The organism is Bradyrhizobium sp. 87, assembly GCF_023073015.1.
GTDB lineage: Bacteria > Pseudomonadota > Alphaproteobacteria > Rhizobiales > Xanthobacteraceae > Bradyrhizobium > Bradyrhizobium canariense_D.
This window is the reverse complement of the sequence record NZ_JADPIQ010000011.1, coordinates 1-21762: the sequence shown is the minus strand read 5'-3', so window position 1 is coordinate 21762 and position 21762 is coordinate 1. Positions and strand designations below refer to the sequence as shown.

Sequence of the window (21762 nt, the reverse complement as noted above, 5' to 3'; positions counted from 1 at the left end):
ACGCCGGTTTGGCCGCAAAAGTTGCTTAGCAGTGCATAGGTTTCGCGGCGGCGTTGCGATTCCCTAGCTTGCCACGTAAATTTCTGCTTCTAACCGCTTGCCGAACCGAGTCTTTTGCCGGACGGCAAGCCCCAGGAAAAGCCCAAAGGAAAACTCCAAGGGCAAGGCCACAGGTTCCGCCGCTGACTGCATGAACGATCGCGTATCCAACAGCTCTGCCATGACCGAGTCCTCGGCCGTCGAGATCGAGATCGCGACCCGCAGGCTCATGGCGGCGCTCGACTCGCTCGAAAGCGCGGTGGAGCGGCGGCGCGATGCCGATCGCGACGAGAACGAGCTCGCGGCGCGGATTCAGGCGCTCGGCGCGGACCGCTCGCGGCTTGCCGACGAGCTCGACGGCGCGCTGGTGAAGGCACGCAAGCTCGAGCGCTCCAGCCGCGAGATCTCCGATCGGCTGGATTCCGCGATCGTCACGATACGTTCGGTGCTCGATACCGGAGAGGACGGATGAGCCACATCAACGTCACCATCAACGGCCGGCAATACCGCATGGCCTGCGAGGAAGGCCAGGAGGTGCGGCTGCTCAAGCTGGCTGAAAGCCTGGAGACGCGGATTCAGTCGCTGCGCGGAAAGTTCGGCGAGATCGGTGATGCCAGGCTCACCGTGATGGCGGCGCTGACCGTCTGCGACGAACTGGTCGATGCCGGCAACCGCATCCGGACCATGGAGCAGGAGCTGACCGAACTGCGGGATTTCCGCAACGCCGCCGTCGAGCGCGCCCGGTTGACCCAGACCGCGGTCGTGAACGCACTGAACTCTGCCGCCGAGCGCATCGAGAAGTCGACCCAGGTCCTGAACCGCACCGTCGGCAACGGGATCGCCATCGGCTGACCCTTCACCGGGCTGGCGATTCGTCAGCATCGTTGTTACATTGCCCAAGCGGGGCTGCGACGCGCGTCAGGAGCCATTATCCCCGGGGCCTTATCGATCCTTTAGGGAACTGTCCCTGGCCGGGCCCGTGGGCTCGGACATATGGTGCCCACCTACTTTCGTAGGGAACTCCGGGATCGAGTGCTTCAACGGCGTTCGCGGCTTCGCACTTTTGTTTTTCTTCCTTCTGGTTCGTGCCTGTCGAAATTGCGTCCCCGACACGCTCGCGGTTTGATTTCGGTGTCATGCCCCGCGCAGGCGGGGCATCCAGTACGCCGCGCTGTCGAGGTTTTTGCATTGGCGTCTCTGGAATACTGGATCACCCGCCCCAGTGCGCAAGGGCGCACAAGGCGGGTGATGACGGCGGAGCAAGGCTCAGCCTTCGGAGCAAGCGCGCATGACCAACACCAAAGCCGAACTCCGTGCCAAAGCCCTCGCGGCGCGCGATGCGCTGAGCGAAAAGAAACGCATCGCCGCCGCCGCCAAGCTCGCCAAGCGCGGGCTGCCATTCCAGCTTCTGCCTGGCAGCATCGTATCGGGCTATTCGCCGATCCGCAGCGAGATCGATCCGATGCCGCTGCTGAAGAAGCTCGCCGAGCAGGGTGCCAGGCTTGCGCTGCCTTGCGTCACTGCGCGGGGCCAGGCGCTGATCTTCCGCATCTTCCATCCGAACGATCGCCTGATGCTCGGCCCGCTCGGCATTCCCGAGCCGTCGCCTGGGGCCGCTGAAGTCATTCCCGACATCATGCTGACGCCGCTCGCTGCCTTCGATCGTCTCGGCCATCGCATCGGCTATGGCGCGGGGCACTACGACCACACCTTCGCGCATCTGCGAAAAACCAAGACCATCGTCGGCATCGGGCTCGCTTTTGCAGCGCAGGAGATCAAGGCGGTTCCGGCACTAGCCCACGACGTGGCGCTGGATTATGTGCTAACGGAATCGGACGTATTCGATTTCCGGAGTTCTGAAGTTGCGCATTCTCTTCGTGGGTGATGTCGTCGGCCGTGCCGGGCGCAATGCCATCGCCGAATATCTGCCTGGCATGGTCAAGGACTGGTCGCTCGATTTCGTCGTCGTCAACGGCGAGAATTCCGCCGGCGGCTTCGGCATCACGGAAGCGATCTATCAGGAGTTTCTCGACGCCGGCGCCGACGCGGTGACGCTCGGCAATCACTCCTGGGATCAGCGCGAAGCACTGGTGTTCATCGAGCGCGCGGAGCGCCTGGTGCGGCCGGCGAACTATCCGCGCGGGACGCCCGGCCGTGGCGCCGCGTTGGTCGAGACCAAGAACGGCAAGCACGCGCTCGTCGTCAACGCTTTGGGCCGCGTCTTCATGACCCCGTTCGACGATCCCTTCGCGGCCCTCGAGCGCGAGCTCGGCGCCTGCCCGCTCGGCATTGCCGCGGACGCCATCGTCGTCGACTTCCATTGCGAGGCGACCAGCGAGAAGCAGGGCATCGGCTTCTTCTGCGACGGCCGCGCCAGCCTCGTCGTCGGCACCCACACCCATGTGCCGACCGCCGACCACCAGATCCTGTCGGGCGGCACCGCCTACATGACCGATGCCGGCATGACCGGCGACTACGATTCCATCATCGGCATGCAGAAGGAGGAGCCGTTGCGCAGGTTCACCTCCGGGATCCCCTCAGGCCGCTTCGAGCCGGCAGCGGGCGCTGCGACGCTCAGCGGCGTTGCGGTCGAGACGGATGACGCGACGGGGCTTGCGCTCCGTATTGGGCCGGTGCGCGCCGGCGGCAGGCTGGAGCCGACGACGCCGAAATTCTGGCTGAGCTGAATTGCAGCGGCAGATCCCGCTGCACCTTCTCCCCTTGTGGGAGAAGGTGGCGCGAAGCGCCGGATGAGGGGTCGCTTCCGCGAATTCAAATGCGAGTTGGACGCGTGGAGACAACCCCTTACCCGGCTTCGCTTCGCGAAGCCACCCTCTCCTGCAAGGGGAGAGGGTGCAGCGTCAGTCGGCGCGAGAATTACTCCGCCGTCTGCTCCCGCAACTCCGCAACATCCTTCGCCGTCAGCTTCGAGCCCTTCGCGCCGAACCGCGCTGTCACGTAGTTCGCCACCGCCGCGATCTCGTCGTCGCTATAGGCCTTGCCGAACGCCGGCATCGACAGCGCGCCGTCCGGCGTGTCGCGCTTGGTGCCTGACAGCACGATTTGCGCGACGTTGGTGGCGGCGGGGTCGTTGACGGCCCAGGTGCCGGTCAGCGTCGCCATCGGCGAGACCGGGCTTTCGCCGCTCCAGCCATGGCAACTGGCGCAGGCGCTGGCGAACACCATTTTGCCGCGCGCATCCGCCGTGACGCCGTCCTTGTGCGAGGCGGGTGCGACGGGCGCGGTGATTGCGGGCAGGTCGGGCGAGGGCTGCGGCGGCACGCTGCGCAGATAAGCGACGATGCTGCTTATGTCCTCAGGCGCGAACTGGCTAAAGCTGTGGTCGACCGCTTCGCCCATCGGACCCGACGCCGAGCCGTGGCCCGGCGCATGGCCGAGCGACAGATAGGAGACCAGGTCCTCGTCACGCCAGCTGCCGAGGCCGGTGGCCTTGTCGGAGGAGATGTTGAAGGCGCGCCACCCGGCCGTGATCGCGCCTGCAAATTTCTTGCGGTTGTCCAGCGCAAAGCCGAGATTGCGCGGCGTGTGGCATTCGCCGCAATGCGCCAGCGCCTCCACGAGATAGGCGCCGCGATTCCACTGCGGGCTCTTCGACGTATCGGGCGCAAAGCGCGTGTCCGGATTGAACACGGCCGACCAGACAATCATCGCCCAGCGCTGGTTGAAAGGGAAGGACAGCGTGTTCTCCGGCGGCTTCGCGCGCACCGCAGGCAGGCTGAACAGATAGGCCTTCACCGCCAGCACGTCGTCGTCGGTCATGTAGGTGTAGGACGTGTAGGGCATCGCCGGATAGAGCCGGGCGCCGTCATGGCGCTTGCCGCGCTGGACGGCGTTGAGAAAATCCTGGTCGCTGTAATTGCCGATGCCGGTGTCCGTGTCCGGCGTAATGTTGGTGGAATAGAGCGTGCCGAACGGCAGCTTGAAGCCGAGCCCGCCGGAATAGTCCGTCTCGCCGGGCTTGGTGTGGCAAACCATGCAGTCGGCCGCCTTCGCCAGGTATTCGCCGCGTTCGACCAGGCTCGCCTTCTCCAACTTTGCCGGCACGCCGGCCGGTTTGCCGGCACGGTAATCCGCCAGCGCCACCTTGGTGCCGCCGGCGAAGTCGAGCGGGCCGGGCCCGCGGATGATCCAGACGCCGAGCGCCACGACGACAATGGCGATCACGACGATGCCAGTGAGGATACGCATCTTGCCGCTCATGCCTTTTTCCCCGCAGCCAGCAGTTTCCGATCGATCGGCAGGCGCCGCAGCGCCACGCCGGTTGCTGCGTAAATGGCGTTGCGCAGCGCCGGCGGGCCGGCGTTGACGCCGGCCTCGCCGATGCCGCCGGGCGCTTCGCCGCTCTTGACGACGACGACCTCGATCTTCGGTGTCTCATTGATGCGCATCATGCGGTAGTCGTGGAAGTTCGACTGCTGCACGCGGCCCTTCTCGATGGTGATCTCGCCATAGAGTGCGGCGGTGAGGCCGAACACCAGGCCGCCTTCGATCTGCGCCTTCACCGTGTCGGGGTTGACCGCGATGCCGGTGTCGACCACCGAGACGATACGGCGGAGCACGATCTCGCCGATATCGTCGATCTCCGCTTCCACCACGGTGGCGAGGAAGCTTGCAAACGACGGCTGGACGCAGACGCCGCGGCCGACGCGCGGTGGCAGCGGTTGGCCCCAGCCAGATTTCTCGGCGGCAAGATTGAGCACCGCGAGCATGCGCGGATTCTTCGTCAGCATCGAGCGGCGGAATTCGACCGGATCCTTGCCGGCCTTGCGCGCGAGCTCGTCCATCGCGCATTCGACCGCAAACACGTTGTTGTTCGGACCGACGCCGCGCCAGAAGCCGGTGGGCACCGCCGGCGGTTCGGCGCGGACATATTCGACATGGAAGTTGGTGAAGTCGTAGGGTGCATCCACGGCGGCATCGACCGCGTCGATGTCGATACCCTTCTGGAACGCCGGCGGCAGCCAGCGCGCCAGCACGGCGGAACCGGCGACCTTGTACTTCCAGGCCGCGACCTTGCCGTCGACCAGCGACGCCGTGACCTGGTCGCGATAGACCGGACGGTAGACGTCGTGCTGGATGTCCTCCTCACGGGTCCATATCACCTTGACGGGATAGTCGACCTGCTTTGCGATCTTCACGGCGGCCACCACCATATCCGGCTCGAGCTTGCGGCCGAAGCCGCCACCGAGCAGATGCTGGTTGACAATCACCTTGTCGACCGGGAGGCCCGCAGCCTTCGCCGCCTCCGACTGCACGCGCGTCATGATCTGCGTGCCGGTCCAGATCTCGCAGGCATCCGGCCTGACGTGAACGGTGGCGTTGATCGGCTCCATCGAGGCATGCGCAAGGAACGGCAGTTCGAAGCTTGCCTCGAACCTGTCGCCGCTGGCGAGCCCCTTGGCGATGTCGCCGACCGATTTCGCGACCACGCCGTCCTTCTCGCTGGCGGCGCGCAGATGCTGCCAGACGTCCTTCGTGCTGAGCTTCGCGTTCGGTCCCTCGTTCCACTCGATCTTGAGCGCATCGAGGCCCTTCTTTGCGGCCCACATGTGATCGCCGATCACCGCGACCGCATCCTCGAGCACCACGACCTTGCGTACGCCCGCAATTTTGACCGCCGCGCTGTCGTCGACCTTGCCGACCTTGCCGCCAAAGACCGGGCAATTGGCGATCGCGGCGATCTTCATGCCGGGCAGGATCGCGTCGATGCCGTAGACGACCTTGCCATTGACCTTGTCCGGCGTGTCGAGCCGCTTCAGCGGCTGGCCGATGATGACGAAGTCCTTGGGGTCCTTCACCCGGACGTCCTTCGGCGGCGTTTGGCCCTGTGCGGCCAGTGCCAGTTCGCCATAGCCGAGCTTGCGGCCGCTTGCGGCATGCACGACCTCGCCTTTCGATGTCGTGCAGCTTGCCGGCTCGACCTGCCATTGCGCCGCTGCGGCCTGCACCAGCATCGCCTTCGCGCTGGCGCCGGCGGCGCGCAACGGATTCCACCAGGCGCGGATCGAGGTCGAACCACCCGTGGCCTGCAGGCCGAACGCCGGATTGGCGTAGAGCTTGTCGTTGGGCGGCGCGTGCAGCACCGCAACCTTTGCCCAATCCGCGTCGAGCTCTTCGGCCAGGATCATCGCAATCGAGGTATAGACCCCCTGGCCCATCTCGACTTGCGGCATCAGGAGCACGGTGCGGCCGGTGTCTTCGACCCGGATGAAGGCGTTCGGCGCGAATTTGCCGTCGGTCGTGTCCTTCGGCTGCTCCGGCTCGTTGACGGCGGCGCGGAGCGGCAGATGGAAGGCGAGCAGGAAGCCGGTGGCGAGACCGCCGGTCAGAACCGCACGGCGGGAGACGTCAGGAAGAGTCTTGTCGGTGATCATGGCGGACCTCACGACTGACGGCCGGAGGCGGCTTGCTTGATGGCCTCGCGGATGCGCACATAGGTGCCGCAGCGGCAGATGTTGCCGGCCATCGCGGCGTCGATGTCGGAATCGTCAGGGCTGGGCGTTGCCGCCAGCAGTGCCGCGGCCGACATGATCTGGCCGGACTGGCAGTAGCCGCACTGGATCACTTCGGCATCGAGCCAGGCCTTCTGCACCTTTGCGCCCGCTGGCGTGCTGCCGACATGCTCGATCGTGGTGATGGCGCGGTTCGCGACCGCGCTGACCGGCAAGACGCAGGAGCGGACTGCCTTGCCGTCGACGTGCACGGTGCAGGCGCCACACTGCGCAATCCCGCAGCCGAACTTGGTGCCGGTCATCCCAAGGACGTCGCGCAGCACCCACAGCAGCGGCATGTCAGGTGGCGCGTCGAACGATTTCGTTTCGCCGTTGATGGTGAGAACAGTTGCCATATGCATCCCCTTGCTCGCTCGATCGCTTGCGGCGATCTAGTCAGCGAATTTGCGCGCACAATAATCATATCGATGCGAAACGATGAAGCGTCGACATGTCCGGCAATGCATTTTTGCGCAGTGAGCGCGTTAGGCCATGACGTTCACGAATTTGTGCGGCGATCACTGCAGTAATTTTGGGCTAATTGATATGATAATCGTCATTTTCTGACGCATTTTGCTCACAAGCGTCATTGATGGCCACAGAAGATCGTGCGAATGCGCAAAATCATGCGATGACGAAACTCGTGCGATTGTGGAAGTCGATCGACGGCGCGATCAATTGCCGCGACTCATTGTTGTGCCCTCTCCCCTTGTGGGAGAGGGCAGCGAGGCCGGTAGACGCAGGCTCATTCGGGTGAGGGGTCCGTCTCCGCGTACGGGCGCCGTTTTGGATCAAGCGACAAAGGGAAGCCTGATCGCGAACGAGGCACCGCCATGCTCCCGATTGCTCGCTGATATGAACCCGTTGTGTGCTTCGATAATGGTGCGCGCAATGGACAAGCCCATGCCCATGCCTTCCGCTTTACTGCTGTAAAACGGCTCGAAAACCTGTTTCAATTTGTCTTCTGGAATGCCGGGTCCGCGATCTGACACGGATAGCTCGGCGAATTGCTCGACGCGCGCGGTCCGGATGCTGATAGTGCGGCTTTCGTGAGACGTGTCCTTCATAGCCTCGACCCCGTTCAGCACAAGGTTCAAAATGACTTGTTGAAGCTGAATGCGATCGCCGAGGATCGGTAGCGCATCTGGCGTGATCACGTTGACCATTTCGAATTTTCGGCTGACGGTTAGCGCCGAAAGAAATCTGACCGTCTCTTGCACAACCTCATTGAGGTCCAGTTGCTTCAATTCGAACGGCGCCTTCTTTAGGAGGCTGCGCATCCTGCGAATGACCTCGGTGGCACGCCGGTCATCCTGTAAAATATCGTTCACAATTTCCCTGAGTTCAACGACATCGGAAAGTGCAGCGATATCGGGACGCTGCGATTGCAGGATCGCGGCTGCGGTTTCGGCGTTCGTCAGAATAGACCCAAGCGGCTGGTTGATCTCGTGAGCAATCGAGGCGGTCAGTTCGCCAGCGGTCGCGAAGCGATTAACGTGGGCCAGTTCAGTCATGCGCTGTCGCGACTGTACTTCGGCGAATTGACGACGGCGATGCTCACGTAGCAGGATAGCAATAAGCCCGGCTTGTATGAGAAAAACCGCGACGACGGATGCGATCAGCCATAAATACCGTTCCCACACCGATGGCTCGCGGAAGTAGACCGTGCTGCCGGGCGGCAGGTGGCTGTCGCTGATCCCGAACCGCTGCATTTGCCGCCAATCGAACCTTGGCAGCTCGAATTGGCTGGGTGCGACCTTTACGTCGCCAGCTTTTTCACCGTTTAGAATACGGATTGCCGCCGCGGCTGCGATAGTCATGCCCTTCTCGATCGAATGCATAGAGCCGCCGACAATCGAGCCATCAAAAAATCCGTCAAGATAGGAAAAGATGGGAGCATCGGCGGCAGCCGAGAGCCTGTGCAAGGCGGCAGTGCCCTCATGTGTAACACCCGCCGCATCAACGCTCATCAGATGCCAGAAGATGGCGCTGTGAGGTGGAAGATGTGCCGCGTCTTTCAGGATATCTTCAAATGACAGCTTGTTATACCATCGTAGTTCAACCCGCCCGCTGAACGGTGCGAGTTCTCGCTCCAATACCCCTTGCCAAAATGTTTCATTGGGCGAAGCCCCATTCACGACGGCGATCACTTTCGTGTCGGGCAACACCTTCAGAATAGTTTCGATGGCGGCAGGAAAATTATGAGCCGCAGCGGCCACGGTGTCATACTCGGTCAGCTTGTCGTATTGGACCCGTCGCGCCTCGACGGAAGTAAACATCATTGGTGTCTTGGGGAAAAGCTGAGCGCGATACCGCTGCACAAACTCGGCAGCTGGCGCACCGAGGGCGACAATGAGGTCGGGAGGTTTGGCCCCGTACAATGCTTGGAGGTAACCGATAAAGGGTGCGAGCGCCTTGTCGTCGTCCACAAGGGCGCTTAGCAGCGAGTGGTCCTGAAAGTCGATTGGGACTTTCGATTGCTTGATCATTTGAGGGCGAAGAAACTCAGCGAAATCGGTCCACCGTTTGAAGCGGAGGCCGAATGATTGCAGCATCAAAACGCGCTTGGGCTCAGGATCAGCCGCCCGACCCGGCCCCAGTGTTGCCAGCAACAATGCGACGACCAGCGGGGCGGCGAAGGTCCGCCTGCAAAAGGATCGCCAGGATAGTGAGAACAGGCAAAACCGCATTGCCATCCTAGTCCCCTCGGTCCCGGAGCCTAATGGCACGGCCGAATGTTTAATAGGCCGAAAAACGGCTGTCGGCGGCTTGGCCGGGGAGAGCGATCAGGACTGGACCCAGCGGCAGCGGACCGCAACGATTCCGGGGACAATGAATTCCAGCCGAAATCTTGGTTTAACTGCACGCGCTAACGGTGGCTGAAAGTTGAAGCTCGGGGTTCGCCCGAGCTTCAACAGGAGCAAGCCATGCGAAGCCCGAAGCCGTTCACCGTCTATCAGCCGGTCCCGGCCAAAGCCCGAAGCCGCTCTTCACCGTCCACGCCTATTCGCTCGATCAGGCGCGGACTTGAGCGGAAGACGATGGAAGTCGCGGTCGACGGGTTAATAGGCGCAAATATAGTTTCCGTAAGCATCGTAGCAACTGCGGCGGTACGCAGCAGTGCCAACGGCAGCCGCGCCTACCGCTGCCGCTCCTACACCGTAGCCCCGATAGCCGTAGCCGCGATAGCCGCCCCGATAGCCGTAGCCACGGTAGCCTGCGCCGCGCACCGCAACAGCGCCGCCGCCTCGCGGTCCTCGAACTGCGACCGCACCGCCGCGATAACCGCCGCCACCCCGATAGGCACCTCCGCCGCGCCGAGCCTCGGCATCATCGGGGATCAAGCAGGCGGTGAGCAAAACGAAAGCTGCAAGAGAAGCAAGAATGAAGCGGAGCATGACAGAAACCCTTCCATGAATTCCTTAAGCCCCGCTCGCGAGATTGCGGCTCTCTCCGCGCAGGAGCTTGATGTAGATCAATCGAACCCGCGCACTGCGGCGACTACGCTGTGTTCTGCCGCACCTGAGAAGGCGATGAGCCTCAGTTGCGCAAGTTCCAAGAGAGAGGTCCGCCATGCATCCGAGCAAGCATCTTTCGATCAGGTCAGCGACTGTTGCCGGGATTGCTGCCAGCGCCCTGTTGGGCCTTGCAGGTCTCACGCTCAATCCAGGCCCAGCCAATGCGGTCGTGTATTGCCAATACACTGCCTACCCAGCGGGTTGCGTTGCTCGGGCAGGCGTCGTGCTCAGGCCCCGCCCGGTGGCGCGCGCCGCAGTCCGTCATAACGCCGGCGGCAATGCGAATGGTGGCGTCAATCGTGTCGGAGCCAGGCGGTAAAGGCCGGTTTCGCAAGCCAGGAAGAAGCCGCCATCGCTTCGTCCCGGTGGCGGCTTTGCTTTGTCTGGCGGGGATAGGCCACGGTACCGACGGGGCGGCTTTAGGCATGAAACACACTTGGTACGTCACTTTTGAAGTGCCGCTGGATGGCACACTGTCAAGACGGCGACATCCGCGGCTAACCAACACGTTTGAAAGCGAAGCAGCAGCCAAGGATTTTGCGCGAACCAAATTCAACGACGGACTGATCGTCAGTGCAGGGACTGTCATCCCTCACTTTCCGAGAGTGTCGATCCCATCGGCCGAAATCCCAACGTGGCTCGAAGCACCGAACCAAGTTGATCCAGATCAATAACTAGGCCACCGACGCTGGTGACATGCTCTAAGGGGCAGCAACCGGGAGCCTGACCATGAATGAACGTTCGGAGCCGAAACAGGTCTGTCGTCGCAACGCACTAACCTTCCTTGGATACGCAGGGGTGTTTGGGCTTGTGGTTTCGTCCTCAATTTTGGCGGCCTCAGAGGCTGTTGCTCAAACCACTGCGCCAGCCGCCGCGCCTACCACGCCGCCAGCGGACGCGCCGAAGTCAGGCACAGAACGCCGCCAGGAGCGGCGCAGCGGGCGAACAGAGCGCCGCCAGGAACGCCGCACGGGACGCACAGAGCGGCGCCAAGAGAGGCGTACGGGACGCGACGAGCGACGGGACGCTCGCGACGGCACCCCGGCCGCCACGACGACCACCGAGCAAAAGAAGTAGTCCGTTCATTGCCAAGCACAGCTACCGGGCCGCCCAAGCGTAGGCCCGGAAGGCCGTACAGCGCGCGGCCAGCGCCGTCTACGGAAAGCGGGGCGGGGCTATCGAAATCGGCTTCTCTCGCGAGGGGAGAAGAGGAGGGGATGGAAATTTCGGAATAATAGCAGTATACGCCTGTTTTGCCCGACGGCGCAAGCGCTTCAGAGGCGTCTGGATCGAGGGATTCATCAGGCGCTTAAGCCATTGATTCTGCCCGCCCCGGCTACTGTGCATGGGGTTGTTTTCGAGGTTTCTGATTCAGGGAGACCATGCGCCCCCGCCGCAAGCGCGTCGCGACGACCCTCAGCTCTGCCGAAAGCCCATCCGGAAGGCGCCCCAGTGCTTGCCGCGGATCATGATCGGCGAGGACAGGTCCTTCATCAGCACGAACTGCCCGCCGCCCATGTCGCGGCGATAGGTCTGCAGCAGGAACGGCTTGGTGTTGGCCGCGACCTTCTGCACCGCGCGATCGGTGAACAGGCGGCGGTTGCGGCAATTGGCGTTATTCCAGACCGGGTCCTTGCCCTGCGGCAGGCGGTAGTTCGGGTTGTGCGTCGGCAGATAGCCGCCCTTGGCCCAGGCGACGCAGAACACGATGCGGGGATCGGATTTCTGGATCGGGTCCTGGATCGCGGGCAGCACGCGGTCTGTGAAGTCGACATAGTTGGTGTTGTACTGCTTGGGATCGGTGCCGGGGATTTCCCGATAGTTCTCGTCCATGAACTGGTCGAGCGTGATCTCGCCGCGGCCGATGGCGGCTTCGAACTCGTCCGAGATCCGCTTTGCGATCTCGACGACAATTCGGATCAGCGGCGCATCCGATGTCTCGACGCCGCTGTCGGCGATCAGCGCGATCAGCCCTTCCGACGTGTCGAGCAGTTTGGTCACGCGCTGATCGGCGTTCTTGAGATCGCGTGAGGAGAGATCGACGCCCTTGGCGAGTTCGTTGAGCTCGCTGATGACGGTGTCGCAGTGTCCGAGGTTGGAGGTTGCCGCGCGCGTGACGCTGCCGATCTCCGCTTCCACCGAGGCGAAGCCCTGCTGAACCCGCGAGATGATGCCGGAGATCCGCTGGGCGCCTTCGCCGGCCGTCTTCGCGCGCTGCGAGGCATCGCTGCTCTCGCCGATCAGACCTTCGATCTGGCCGTCGAGATCGCGCACGGTGTCGGAGATCTGGTGCGTGGCCTGGCGGGTGGCTTCCGCGAGGTTCTTGACCTCGCTTGCCACCACCGCGAAGCCGCGGCCGGCATTGCCGGCGCGTGCCGCCTCGATGGTGGCATTGAGCGCGAGCAGATTGGTCTGCTTCGCGATCGCCTCGATCGAGCCGGAGACCTTTGCGACTTGTGCCAGCGCGGAGCCGACTGCGCTGAGCCGCGCCTCGATGCGTTCGACGGCTGCAACGAGTTCGGAGATGTGGCTAACCGCGGCGTCGACTGCGCCGCGCGACTGCGCGATCTCGCCGACCGCCGCTGACGTGGTCGTTTGCACCGCCTGTGACGCATTGGCGATGTCGTGGTTGGCCGACACCATCGTCTCGGCGGTTTCCTGGAGGTGGTGGAAACGTTCCGACTGGTTCGCGACGCGGCTTGCGACTTCCTGGACGTTGCCGGCGATGTCAGCCAGTTCCACGCCGAGGCCGCCGATGCGGTCGGCGAGCTGATCGATCAGCCGTTCGGAAAGTGTTCGGTTGGAGCCGGTGTCCAGTACTGCAAGTTGTACGACGGACATGTCTTGAGAGTCCTCCAGTCAGAGCCATTCGCCGGCTCTCCGCGGCATTCCCATTCCAATATCGATCTTAGGAGGTGATTCGCGCTTTGGCGTCTTGCCTGAGCGCGCACTAGAGCTTGTAGGCCGTCCTGAATCCGCCCCAGTGCCGGCCTTGCACGCGGATCGGAACGTCGATCTCGCGCATCATCACCGTATTTCCGTTGCCCATGTCGCGTGCATAGCTCTGCACCAGATACGAGCGCAGGTTGCGCGCGGCAGCCAACCCCGCCGGATCGTTGAACATCCGCCGGTTGCGGCTGTTGGCCGTGTTCCAGGCGGCATCACCAGGCCGCTGCGGATGCGAATAGATCCTATTGTGCACCGGCAGGAAGCCGTTGCGATCGACCATGGCGCAGAATGCCATGCGCGGGTCCTTCGCCAGAAAGGCTTCCTGGAACGCCGGCAGCGCGCGATCGGCCCAATCCAGATATCTGGTGCGGTACTGCTGCGGATTGGTTCCGGCGATTTCGGCATAATCGGTGTCGAAGAGGTGGTCGATCTTCACCTCGCCGCGGGCAACCGCCTGCTCGAAGATCGCGGTCAGCGCGTTACCCGCCTCCATGGCGCGGGTGACAAACTCCGTGTTCTCCTCGTGGATCGACCACAGCCTGTCCTCGATCTTCTCGCGTAGCTCGGCATTGGGACTAACGAATTGCGCGCGGGCCCCGGCCTTGGACTGCTCGACCACGCGCAGGCGGCAGGCACCGACGCCTTCGAGGGTGCCTTCGACCATGGCTTGCGATACAAGGCGGCCCGCGTCCGCGCCGCCGATCAGCACGCCGTCCATCGCTATCTCGTAGACCGGCAGCACGCCGCGGGCGGTTTCGAGCTTGAGATGGCAGGGCAGCCGCTCGGTCTTGCGGCGGTCGTCGTGCTCGCTCTGGCGCAGCAGCACGGCGCAGCGCGATTTCAGTTTCTGTGCGAAGGCGGTCACGGCCTTGCCTGCGCTGGCGACGTGCTCGCCGTGGCTCTCGGCCGCCTTGGTCGCAGCATCGATCTCGGCTGCGCTTTCGCCGACCGAGATGATGAACTGCGACGCGCTGGTCGCGTTGCCGGAGACTTCGCTGGTGGTGGCATTCTGTTCGGCGACCGCGCCGTTGACGGTCTCGAACACCGGACGGATCGCCTCGATCGCCTGCGAGATGCGGTGCACCGCATCTGCTGAGCCGGCGGCGTCGCGCTGCAGAGCGTCGATCTTTTTGGTGATCTCCTCCGTCGCGCCCTGGGTCTGCACCGCGAGTGCCTTGACCTCGGTGGCGACGACCGCGAAGCCTCTTCCCGCAGCGCCCGCGCGCGCGGCCTCGATGGTCGAGTTGAGCGCGAGCAGCGTCGTCTGCCGCGCGATCTGTGCGATCAGATTGACGACGTTGCCGATGGCGGCCGAGGATTCGCGCAAGCGATCGACATTGGCGCGGGCTTCCTGTGCCGCGGCACTGGCCTCGTCGGCGAGCTTGCCGGCCTCGCGAACCTGCGCCCCGATGCCCAGCGCCGACTGGGTGAATTTGTCGGCGGCATGGGCGAAGGTGGAGGCATTCGATTGCGCGGCGTTGGTCCGGCCGGTCAGGGCGTCGGTGCGGTCGCGAATGGCGGCAAGCGTCGTGGCGGTCGCCTCGGCGCCGCCGGCCACCGAATTGGCGGCGCGCTCGAGCTGGCGAATCATGGCGCCCAGCTCGAGTTCCAGCAGTTCCAGGATTTCCTTGGCCGAATCGCTTTCGACGGCCGCGGCAGGCTCGGGATGGGCCGCCGGCTGCGCGGCCTGCGGGGCAGCCGCAGTTGCAGCCATGTCCGGCAGACGCTTCCGAAATAGTTCGAATGCCATCAGCTCTCTCTTGTCACGGGACGGTCGGAGGCTATTTTCGCAGGCTGGAATGAAATCAGGGTTAACGATGCCTGACATCTAGGCACGGGCCCGTACGGTGTTACCTTAAAGTCGTAGAGCCTCTTTCTTTCCAGGGGGGTCGCGGCCTATAAGGCCGCGCTTCCCACGCTCACCTTGGCGCACGAGTCCCTAGAGAAGATCACGCATGGCCGGACATTCCCAATTCAAGAACATCATGCACCGCAAGGGGCGGCAGGATGCCCAGAAGTCGAAACTGTTCGGCAAGCTGGCGCGGGAAATCACCGTCGCGGCCAAGCTGGGGACGCCCGACCCCAACATGAACCCGCGCCTGCGTGCCGCCATCACCGCGGCGCGCCAGGAGAACATGCCGAAGGACAATATCGAGCGCGCCGTCAAGAAGGCGCTCGGCAGCGACAGCGAGAATTATGACGAGATCCGCTACGAGGGTTACGGCCCGGGCGGCGTTGCCGTCATCGTCGAGGCGCTGACCGACAATCGCAACCGCGCGGCTTCCGACATCCGCTCCTTCTTCGCCAAGTCCGGCGGCAATCTCGGTGAAACCGGCTCGGTCTCCTTCATGTTCGACCGAACCGGCATCATCGAATACGACCGCAGCATCGCCTCCGACGATGCGGTGCTGGATGCCGCGATCGAGGCCGGCGCCGACGACGTGATCTCGAGCGAAGGCGGCCACGAGATCTACGCCTCGACCGAAGGCTATCGCGACGTCGCCAAGGCGCTGGAGGCCAAGTTCGGCGAGCCGCGCAAGGCCGCGCTGATCTGGAAGCCGCAGAACACGGTCGCAGTCGACGACGAGACCGGCGAGAAGCTGCTCAAGCTGATGGACCTGCTCAACGAGCACGACGACGTCCAGCACGTCTACGCCAATTTCGAGGTGTCGGACGCGCTGCTGGCGAAGATGGGCGGGTAGGGGGGCACTTCCCCTGTTACTTCCGTTCTGTTTCTGTTTCCCCCACGGCGGCCAGCCGCTATCACTGGCTCATGACGACGCTCCCGATTCGTGGCCCCGTTCGCATCATCGGCATCGACCCTGGCCTGCGCCGCACCGGCTGGGGCGTGATCGAGGCCGAGGGCAACCGCCTGATCTACGTCGCCTGCGGCTCGGTGGAGCCGCCGGACGATTTGCCGCTGGCGAGCCGGCTGCTCGCGATCCATGAGGGGCTGGCCGCCGTCCTGTCCAGTCACAAGCCGATGGAAGCCGCGGTCGAGCAGACTTTCGTCAATAAGGACGGCGTCGCGACGCTGAAGCTCGGCCAGGCCCGCGGCGTCGCCATGCTCGCGCCTGCGATGTTCGGCATCAGTGTTGCCGAATACGCGCCGAACCAGGTGAAGAAGACGGTGGTCGGCGCCGGCCACGCCGACAAGCAGCAGATCGCGATGATGCTCAAGATTTTGCTGCCGAAGGCCGATCCGCCGTCCGCGGACGCCGCCGACGCGCTCGCCATCGCCATCACCCATGCCCATCATCGCCAGAGCACCGCGCTGCGGCTGAAGGTGGCAGGCTTATGATCGGCAAGCTCAAGGGCCTGATCGATTCCTACGGCGAGGATTTCGTCATCCTCGACGTCGGCGGGGTCGGTTATCAGGTGCATTGCTCGACGCGCACGCTGCAGCATCTGCCCTCGCCGGGCGAGGCCGCCGTGCTGTCGATCGAGACCTATGTTCGCGAGGATCAGATCAAGCTGTTCGGCTTCCGCAGCGATCAGGAGCGCGAATGGTTTCGCCTGCTTCAGACCGTGCAGGGCGTCGGCGCCAAGGTCGCGCTCGCCGTGCTCGGCACGCTTGGGCCGTCCGACCTCGCCAACGCGATCGCGTTGCGCGACAAGGCTGCGGTGGCGCGCACGCCGGGTGTCGGCCCCAAAGTCGCAGAGCGCATCGTCACCGAGTTGAAGGACAAGGCGCCGGCCTTTGCCAATGTCGATCCGGCGGTCGTGCACCTCGCCGGCGCCGTCGACGACCAGCGCGCGCCGCGGCCCGTGGCGGACGCGATCTCCGCGCTGGTCAATCTCGGCTACGGCCAGCCGCAAGCTGCCGCGGCCATTGCATCTGCATCGCGCAGCGCGGGTGAGAATGCGGAGACCGCGCAGCTCATTCGCCTTGGCCTGAAGGAGCTCGCGAAGTGAGCGATCCTAAGGCCAACCGCATGGTCACGCCCGAGCGCCGCAGCGACGATGTCGGCGACACTGCGCTGCGTCCGCAATCGCTGTCCGACTTCGTCGGCCAGCAGCAGGCGCGCAAGAATCTGTCCATCTTCATCGAGGCGGCGCGCAAGCGCGGCGAGGCGCTGGATCACGTGTTGTTCGTCGGTCCTCCCGGCCTCGGCAAGACCACGCTGGCGCAGATCGTGGCCAAGGAGCTCGGCGTCGGCTTTCGTGCCACGTCGGGCCCGGTGATCGCCAAGGCCGGCGATCTCGCCGCGCTGCTCACCAATCTCGAAGAGCGCGACGTGCTGTTCATCGACGAGATCCATCGCCTGAGCCCGGCGGTGGAAGAAGTACTCTATCCCGCGATGGAGGATTTCCAGCTCGACCTCATCATCGGCGAGGGTCCGGCGGCGCGCTCGGTCAAGATCGAGCTATCGAAATTCACCCTCGTCGGCGCCACCACCCGCGCCGGTCTGCTCACCAATCCCTTGCGCGACCGTTTCGGCATTCCGGTCCGGTTGAATTTCTACACCATCGAGGAGCTGGAAAGCATCGTCACCCGTGGTGCCCGCGTGCTCAACGTCGGCATGAGCGCGGATGGCGCCAACGAGATCGCGCGACGCGCGCGTGGCACGCCGCGTATCGCCGGCCGGCTGCTGCGCCGCGTGCGCGATTTTGCTTCGGCGGCCGATGCCGACAGGATCGATCGCAAGATTGCCGACCACGCGCTGAGCGCGCTCGAGGTCGATGCCGCCGGCCTCGACGCGATGGACCGCCGTTACCTCACGACCATCGCGCAGAACTATGGCGGCGGCCCGGTCGGCGTCGAGACGATGGCCGCCGCTCTGTCGGAGCCGCGCGATGCGATCGAAGACATCATCGAGCCCTATCTGATCCAGTGCGGCTATCTGCAGCGCACTCCGCGCGGCCGCCTGCTCACCTCGCACGCCTTTCGCCATCTCGGCATCAGCGAGCCATCGCGCGATGCGGCGGCACAGTTCGGCCTGTTCGGCACCGACGAGAGCGACGACTGATCTGCGCAAGTACGGACGGTCGGGCCGTCATGAATTTCCGGTGATCTCGTGCAGAGGGTCTGCACAAGCGCACCCCATTTCCGCTTCAATCGGGTCGCATCAACAAGCTGCATCACGATCGGGCTGCCATGATCACGCGCCGTCACCTCATCCGTTCCTTCGGCGGCCTCTCCGCTCTCGCCGTCTCGACCGCGGCCTACGGCGTCGGCGTCGAGCCGGTGCTGCGGCTTCGCGTCACCCGCTATCATCCAACCCCGCGGCAATGGCCGGCGGACTTCCCGCTGAAGATTGCCGTGATCGCCGACATCCATGCCTGCGATCCCTGGATGCCGCTGGAGCGGATCGAAGCCATCGTCGACCGCACCAATGCGCTCAGCGCGGATATCATCGTGCTGCTCGGCGACTATGTTGCCGGTCTGCACCAGGTCACGCGCATCATTCCGGCGAGCGAATGGGCCAAGGTGCTGGCCGGCCTGAAAGCGCCGCTCGGCGTCCATGCCGTCATGGGCAACCATGACTATTGGGCCGATAGGACCGTGCAGCAGGCCGGCCACGGGCCGACGGTCGCGCATCGCGCGCTGGAGGCGGCCGGCATTCCCGTCTACGAGAACGACGTCGTGCGGCTCGCCAAGGATGGCCGCGCATTCTGGCTCGCCGGCCTTGGCGATCAACTCGCCTTTCTGCCGGCGCGACGCTTCCGGAGCACGGGACGCTTCGGCGCCGACGATCTCGACGCGACGCTTGCCAAGGTCACCGACGACGCGCCGATCATCCTGCTCGCGCATGAGCCCAATATCGCGCCGCGCATGCCCGCCCGCGTCGCGCTGCAACTGTCCGGCCACACCCATGGTGGCCAGGTCCGCCTGCTCGGCTGGTCGCCGGCGGTTCCGCCGCAGCACGGCATCCGGCTCGCCTATGGTCATGTCCGGCTGAAATGCGACGTCATCATCTCCGGCGGCCTCGGTTGCAGCATCATGCCGCTCCGCGTCGGCGTGCCGCCGGAGATCGTCGAGGTGACGCTGGGGCGTGGGCCGGCGGTGGTCTAGCCACGCTTGCGCAGCCGGCCGTTTTTGCGCAAAACGGGCTGGTTACCGAAAAGCGAAGAGGCTCGCGACGTGACAGCTCATCTCGACGGCGAGATCCGCGACGGCCGCCACCATATGCAGGTCCGCGTCTATTACGAGGACACGGATTTCCCTGACTTGCCATTGTCGTAGTAGGCAAACGTGCTGATTTCTCGCGCCTTGCTGCGGTTTTCTGGGAAAAGGTTCTTGCCGTAAAGCGCGGAGCTGTTCAGGTAGGGCGTATATTCGTAGGGCATCCGCTTGCGAACCGGATGCACTACTATGCATTCGATCAAGTTGCGGAAGGCTACGCGAGTTTCGATCGCCTTCGGATTGGCCTTGAGCGCGGTGACCAGTCTTCTAACCTCCGAACGGTATCGGTCACCGAATTTCGGGTGATCGAAGCCAATGACATTTTCGCCGCCAGCGCCCAGCAGCCGCAAGCGCTCTTCAACGCTTTCCCGCTCCAGGTCGCACTCATCGATGCGCTTGAGCAACTCGTCCGGCTTCCGGCGGCTATTTGCGATGGCATATGACAGGCGTTCCATCTCGGTAGTCAACACGCGGCGTCGACGCTCTAGCTTAGAGTGTTCGCTGCCCTTGTTCCGATCGTTTTTGCGCTCCTCCTTCCAGGCACACATCGCCTCTTCAATGGCTTTCGGCGAAAGCAATTTCAGTTGGATTTTGTCGGAGGCATCCTCGAGCAGAACGTCCATGTCGAAGCTACGGGTGTGCTCGCACGTGCCCCGCTGATGCGCGCTCGCGCATGCCGCGCGCGGTGCACCGTTACGCGAGGATTGAGCGATTCGCATGTGGCCATTGCAGACGCCGCACCGGAGCACACCGGCAAGCGGGTGCTCGTTGTTGCGCGGGATCACGGCGCGACGCCGCGGCTTGCCAGTCGGTCCGAACATAGATACGGCGCGCGCGCTACGAACCTCATGCGCTCGATTCCAGAGCGCTTGCGGCACGATCCGTAGCTCCGGCTTCTTAACTATGATGTGGCGCTCTTCTGGATTGCGGCGCTTCTGTTTCTTCTGGGTCTCCGGGTTGAGAATTGTCGAGCGAACGTTCCAATGTATCTCGCCTATATATAGATCGTTGCCGATAATACCGCGACCATGCCGGCCGCCTGTAATGCACTGGTGATTCCAGGTGGTACGATCAGCCTTGTTCTTGTGACGAGTTGCCCCTGGTGAGGGCACGCCTTCGCGGGTGAGATCAGCGGCGATAGTTCGGGTCGAGCGGCCCGCTGCATATTCGCTGAAGATGCGGAGCACAATCTTTGCTTCGTTGTCATCGATCACGCGTTCGCCCGGCGCGCCCGGCCTCGGCCGATAACCATAGGCGCATGAGCCAGGAATTCTTCCGTTGGCAACAGCGTTGTCATGGCCGCGCCGAACCTTTTCGGCGAGCTGCGGCTTGTAAATCGTGTTGTAGAGACTTGCGATGCTGATGTCAGTGGCGGTCGCATAGACCCCCTTCTGATCCATCAGCTCAACGCCGTTGAACTCGAAGACCTGCTTGAGACGCTGGATGGTCGCGGGATCGCGCGACAAGCGGTCGAAATGCTCAACCACGACTACGTCAAAGTCCCGGTTTCTCACACCGTTGAGTAAACGCTGATAGCCGTCCCGCGCACCTTCGGTAAGACCAGATTTTGCGGCATCGACAAACTCGCCGATGACATCGAGGTCGTTGCGCAATGCGACCTTCCGGCAGAGCAATAGCTGACCATCAATCGAGGTCGCCTTTTGCATGTCGCTGGAATAACGGGCGTATAGTACGGCCGTTTTCTTCGATGACGCTGTCGTCATGTCGGTCCTTTATCGGCTGCCCCGAGCCGTGATTTTCATCCCGTGCGACCTGACGTCCGATAGCGCGCGCCAACTCAAACCAGATTTCCTCATTGTCCGGATTATCCCAGCTCTGAGGATGTGAGGGGGCGAGCGGTCGAATGATCGCTCGTTGTCTTCGGAGAGATCGGGTGCGGGTACGCATTTGCAAACTCGCGAGCAGAAGCTAGCCTAAATTTCTGCGCTGCGCTACAGCCAAGCCGCAGCGATTACTCGCAACGCTTCTCGCATGCTGACTTCGGCAGCGTCGAATGAAAATGAAATTGTTGAAGTGCCGCGGCGCGCGTGAGGGCATTCCTAGCGATGAGGCGCGTAGTCGAGAGCAGATACGCTAAGCAAAGCGGAGTAAAAATACTTGCGGGTGACGGCGACGAAGTCCGTGGCTGCGTGAGCTGTGCCTAGCGGACCCGTTCTCGGTTCATGAGGCTTCTCGTACAGATGTGTAGTGGCCGGCGCGGAGCGCCGGCTCGTCCATCAACCGCTGGCGGACGGATTGTCGCGCACAGCCCAGACGCCGTGGTTCGACCCAAGGAACCGTCGCTGGTTGGGGCTTTCTTATTCCGTTGGTTCGATGACCCTTGCGTCGAGCCTCCAAGAGCAAGCACTCGCGTGTGGGTGAGCTCCGAAAGCGCGCGTCGAAAAAGCACTGTCAGAAAAACGCTTACTTCTGACAGAGTCCTCCCGTTCCGGCATCCAAGTAGTTCAAAACTGAACTCGCTTCAGCTCCCGTCCGGCGTCTGGATCCCCGCGGATTTCCTTGTATGGGGCTTTTTTTGTCAAGGAGGCGTTTCAAGAGGCGACAGGTCGCGCATCTTTTCCTTCGTCAGTTTCTTTGTTCGATCTGAAAGCCGTTT

The 21762-nt window shown here is 63.3% G+C and carries 20 protein-coding genes, 1 other RNA gene and 1 pseudogene; 13 read left to right on the top strand and 9 right to left on the bottom strand.

Going from position 1 to position 21762, the window contains the following annotated elements; translation table 11 throughout:
* Positions 1-63: 63 nt before the first annotated feature.
* The gene (locus IVB50_RS02330; protein WP_018454601.1) at positions 64-222 is read right to left on the bottom strand and encodes a hypothetical protein; all 159 of its coding nucleotides are present in this window, start codon (positions 220-222) and stop codon (positions 64-66) included.
* Here IVB50_RS02330 and IVB50_RS02325 point away from each other — a divergent pair.
* The 5 genes from IVB50_RS02325 (at position 221) to IVB50_RS02305 (ending at position 2726) form a co-directional block, all read left to right on the top strand.
* Positions 221-511: a DUF4164 domain-containing protein gene (locus IVB50_RS02325; protein WP_007599949.1), complete on the top strand. Its 291-nt coding sequence runs from the start codon at positions 221-223 to the stop codon at positions 509-511. The two genes, IVB50_RS02330 and IVB50_RS02325, sit on opposite strands and share 2 nt — an antisense overlap.
* Complete coding sequence (locus tag IVB50_RS02320) at positions 508-891, top strand: cell division protein ZapA (RefSeq protein WP_007599950.1); 384 nt, start codon at positions 508-510, stop codon at positions 889-891. Before IVB50_RS02325 ends, IVB50_RS02320 begins: the two co-directional genes overlap by 4 nt.
* 48 nt (positions 892-939) lie before the next feature.
* Positions 940-1099, top strand: a non-coding RNA gene (gene ssrS / locus IVB50_RS02315) — 6S RNA.
* Positions 1100-1327: 228 nt separating this feature from the next.
* Positions 1328-1924: a 5-formyltetrahydrofolate cyclo-ligase gene (locus IVB50_RS02310; protein ID WP_018454600.1), complete on the top strand. Its 597-nt coding sequence runs from the start codon at positions 1328-1330 to the stop codon at positions 1922-1924.
* Complete coding sequence (locus IVB50_RS02305; RefSeq protein ID WP_018454599.1) at positions 1902-2726, top strand: TIGR00282 family metallophosphoesterase; 825 nt, start codon at positions 1902-1904, stop codon at positions 2724-2726. The genes IVB50_RS02310 and IVB50_RS02305 overlap by 23 nt, the downstream gene beginning before the upstream one ends.
* Positions 2727-2916: 190 nt before the next feature.
* Here IVB50_RS02305 and IVB50_RS02300 read toward each other — a convergent pair whose 3' ends face one another.
* The 5 genes from IVB50_RS02300 to IVB50_RS02280 all read right to left on the bottom strand — a co-directional run bounded on the left by IVB50_RS02300 (position 2917) and on the right by IVB50_RS02280 (position 9949).
* On the bottom strand, positions 2917-4260 hold the full coding sequence (locus tag IVB50_RS02300) for a cytochrome c (RefSeq protein WP_018454598.1): 1344 nt from the start codon (positions 4258-4260) through the stop codon (positions 2917-2919).
* Positions 4257-6434: a molybdopterin cofactor-binding domain-containing protein gene (locus IVB50_RS02295; protein ID WP_026232772.1), complete on the bottom strand. Its 2178-nt coding sequence runs from the start codon at positions 6432-6434 to the stop codon at positions 4257-4259. Before IVB50_RS02295 ends, IVB50_RS02300 begins: the two co-directional genes overlap by 4 nt.
* 8 nt (positions 6435-6442) lie before the next feature.
* On the bottom strand, positions 6443-6907 hold the full coding sequence (locus tag IVB50_RS02290; RefSeq protein ID WP_018454596.1) for a (2Fe-2S)-binding protein: 465 nt from the start codon (positions 6905-6907) through the stop codon (positions 6443-6445).
* A 435-nt stretch (positions 6908-7342) separates the two neighbouring features.
* Entirely contained in the window at positions 7343-9247 is a 1905-nt protein-coding gene (locus IVB50_RS02285) for an ATP-binding protein (protein ID WP_247294140.1), read from the bottom strand.
* A gap of 366 nt (positions 9248-9613) precedes the next feature.
* The gene (locus IVB50_RS02280; RefSeq protein ID WP_083926372.1) at positions 9614-9949 is read right to left on the bottom strand and encodes a hypothetical protein; all 336 of its coding nucleotides are present in this window, start codon (positions 9947-9949) and stop codon (positions 9614-9616) included.
* A 175-nt stretch (positions 9950-10124) separates the two neighbouring features.
* Between IVB50_RS02280 and IVB50_RS02275 the strand changes: the two genes are divergently transcribed.
* Together IVB50_RS02275 and IVB50_RS02270 are read left to right on the top strand one after the other, a co-directional pair.
* A complete protein-coding gene (locus IVB50_RS02275) occupies positions 10125-10388 on the top strand; it encodes a hypothetical protein (RefSeq protein ID WP_083926371.1) in 264 nt (87 codons plus the stop codon).
* Positions 10354-10743, top strand: coding sequence for a hypothetical protein (locus tag IVB50_RS02270; RefSeq protein ID WP_231191003.1), 390 nt, complete (start codon positions 10354-10356; stop codon positions 10741-10743). Before IVB50_RS02275 ends, IVB50_RS02270 begins: the two co-directional genes overlap by 35 nt.
* Positions 10744-11485: 742 nt before the next feature.
* Here the strand turns inward: IVB50_RS02270 and IVB50_RS02265 are convergent.
* On the bottom strand, positions 11486-12910 hold the full coding sequence (locus tag IVB50_RS02265) for a methyl-accepting chemotaxis protein (RefSeq protein WP_247294131.1): 1425 nt from the start codon (positions 12908-12910) through the stop codon (positions 11486-11488).
* Positions 12911-13019: 109 nt separating this feature from the next.
* Positions 13020-14768, bottom strand: coding sequence for a methyl-accepting chemotaxis protein (locus IVB50_RS02260; protein ID WP_247294129.1), 1749 nt, complete (start codon positions 14766-14768; stop codon positions 13020-13022).
* A gap of 205 nt (positions 14769-14973) precedes the next feature.
* Here IVB50_RS02260 and IVB50_RS02255 point away from each other — a divergent pair, with 205 nt between their 5' ends.
* From IVB50_RS02255 to IVB50_RS42630, 6 genes and pseudogenes are all read left to right on the top strand, one after another.
* A complete protein-coding gene (locus IVB50_RS02255; RefSeq protein ID WP_018454592.1) occupies positions 14974-15720 on the top strand; it encodes a YebC/PmpR family DNA-binding transcriptional regulator in 747 nt (248 codons plus the stop codon).
* Positions 15721-15791: 71 nt separating this feature from the next.
* Positions 15792-16319, top strand: a complete 528-nt coding sequence (gene ruvC, locus IVB50_RS02250) for a crossover junction endodeoxyribonuclease RuvC (RefSeq protein ID WP_018454591.1) — start codon at positions 15792-15794, stop codon at positions 16317-16319.
* Entirely contained in the window at positions 16316-16933 is a 618-nt protein-coding gene (gene ruvA, locus IVB50_RS02245; protein ID WP_018454590.1) for a Holliday junction branch migration protein RuvA, read from the top strand. The genes ruvC and ruvA overlap by 4 nt, the downstream gene beginning before the upstream one ends.
* Positions 16930-17988, top strand: a complete 1059-nt coding sequence (gene ruvB, locus IVB50_RS02240; protein ID WP_026232771.1) for a Holliday junction branch migration DNA helicase RuvB — start codon at positions 16930-16932, stop codon at positions 17986-17988. The genes ruvA and ruvB overlap by 4 nt, the downstream gene beginning before the upstream one ends.
* A 128-nt stretch (positions 17989-18116) precedes the next feature.
* Complete coding sequence (locus IVB50_RS02235) at positions 18117-19034, top strand: metallophosphoesterase (protein WP_018454588.1); 918 nt, start codon at positions 18117-18119, stop codon at positions 19032-19034.
* A 69-nt stretch (positions 19035-19103) separates the two neighbouring features.
* Positions 19104-19184: pseudogene (locus IVB50_RS42630) on the top strand (acyl-CoA thioester hydrolase); the annotation flags it as partial.
* On the opposite strand, the gene IVB50_RS02225 reads toward IVB50_RS42630, so the two are convergent.
* The gene (locus tag IVB50_RS02225; RefSeq protein ID WP_018454587.1) at positions 19166-20869 is read right to left on the bottom strand and encodes a recombinase family protein; all 1704 of its coding nucleotides are present in this window, start codon (positions 20867-20869) and stop codon (positions 19166-19168) included. The pseudogene IVB50_RS42630 and the gene IVB50_RS02225 sit on opposite strands and share 19 nt — an antisense overlap.
* Positions 20870-21762 lie beyond the last annotated feature (893 nt).

Excerpts from the sequence above, each read along its gene's own strand:
- IVB50_RS02325 (WP_007599949.1), top strand. The coding sequence starts at position 221 with ATGACCGAGTCCTCGGCCGTCGAGATCGAGATCGCGACCCGCAGGCTC.
- IVB50_RS02330 (WP_018454601.1), bottom strand. The coding sequence starts at position 222 with ATGGCAGAGCTGTTGGATACGCGATCGTTCATGCAGTCAGCGGCGGAA.
- IVB50_RS02320 (WP_007599950.1), top strand. The coding sequence starts at position 508 with ATGAGCCACATCAACGTCACCATCAACGGCCGGCAATACCGCATGGCC.
- IVB50_RS02310 (WP_018454600.1), top strand. The coding sequence starts at position 1,328 with ATGACCAACACCAAAGCCGAACTCCGTGCCAAAGCCCTCGCGGCGCGC.
- IVB50_RS02300 (WP_018454598.1), bottom strand. The coding sequence starts at position 4,260 with ATGAGCGGCAAGATGCGTATCCTCACTGGCATCGTCGTGATCGCCATT.
- IVB50_RS02295 (WP_026232772.1), bottom strand. The coding sequence starts at position 6,434 with ATGATCACCGACAAGACTCTTCCTGACGTCTCCCGCCGTGCGGTTCTG.
- IVB50_RS02290 (WP_018454596.1), bottom strand. The coding sequence starts at position 6,907 with ATGGCAACTGTTCTCACCATCAACGGCGAAACGAAATCGTTCGACGCG.
- IVB50_RS02285 (WP_247294140.1), bottom strand. The coding sequence starts at position 9,247 with ATGGCAATGCGGTTTTGCCTGTTCTCACTATCCTGGCGATCCTTTTGC.
- IVB50_RS02280 (WP_083926372.1), bottom strand. The coding sequence starts at position 9,949 with ATGCTCCGCTTCATTCTTGCTTCTCTTGCAGCTTTCGTTTTGCTCACC.
- IVB50_RS02275 (WP_083926371.1), top strand. The coding sequence starts at position 10,125 with ATGCATCCGAGCAAGCATCTTTCGATCAGGTCAGCGACTGTTGCCGGG.
- IVB50_RS02270 (WP_231191003.1), top strand. The coding sequence starts at position 10,354 with ATGGTGGCGTCAATCGTGTCGGAGCCAGGCGGTAAAGGCCGGTTTCGC.
- IVB50_RS02265 (WP_247294131.1), bottom strand. The coding sequence starts at position 12,910 with ATGTCCGTCGTACAACTTGCAGTACTGGACACCGGCTCCAACCGAACA.
- IVB50_RS02260 (WP_247294129.1), bottom strand. The coding sequence starts at position 14,768 with ATGGCATTCGAACTATTTCGGAAGCGTCTGCCGGACATGGCTGCAACT.
- IVB50_RS02255 (WP_018454592.1), top strand. The coding sequence starts at position 14,974 with ATGGCCGGACATTCCCAATTCAAGAACATCATGCACCGCAAGGGGCGG.
- ruvC (WP_018454591.1), top strand. The coding sequence starts at position 15,792 with ATGACGACGCTCCCGATTCGTGGCCCCGTTCGCATCATCGGCATCGAC.
- ruvA (WP_018454590.1), top strand. The coding sequence starts at position 16,316 with ATGATCGGCAAGCTCAAGGGCCTGATCGATTCCTACGGCGAGGATTTC.
- IVB50_RS02235 (WP_018454588.1), top strand. The coding sequence starts at position 18,117 with ATGATCACGCGCCGTCACCTCATCCGTTCCTTCGGCGGCCTCTCCGCT.
- IVB50_RS02225 (WP_018454587.1), bottom strand. The coding sequence starts at position 20,869 with ATGACGACAGCGTCATCGAAGAAAACGGCCGTACTATACGCCCGTTAT.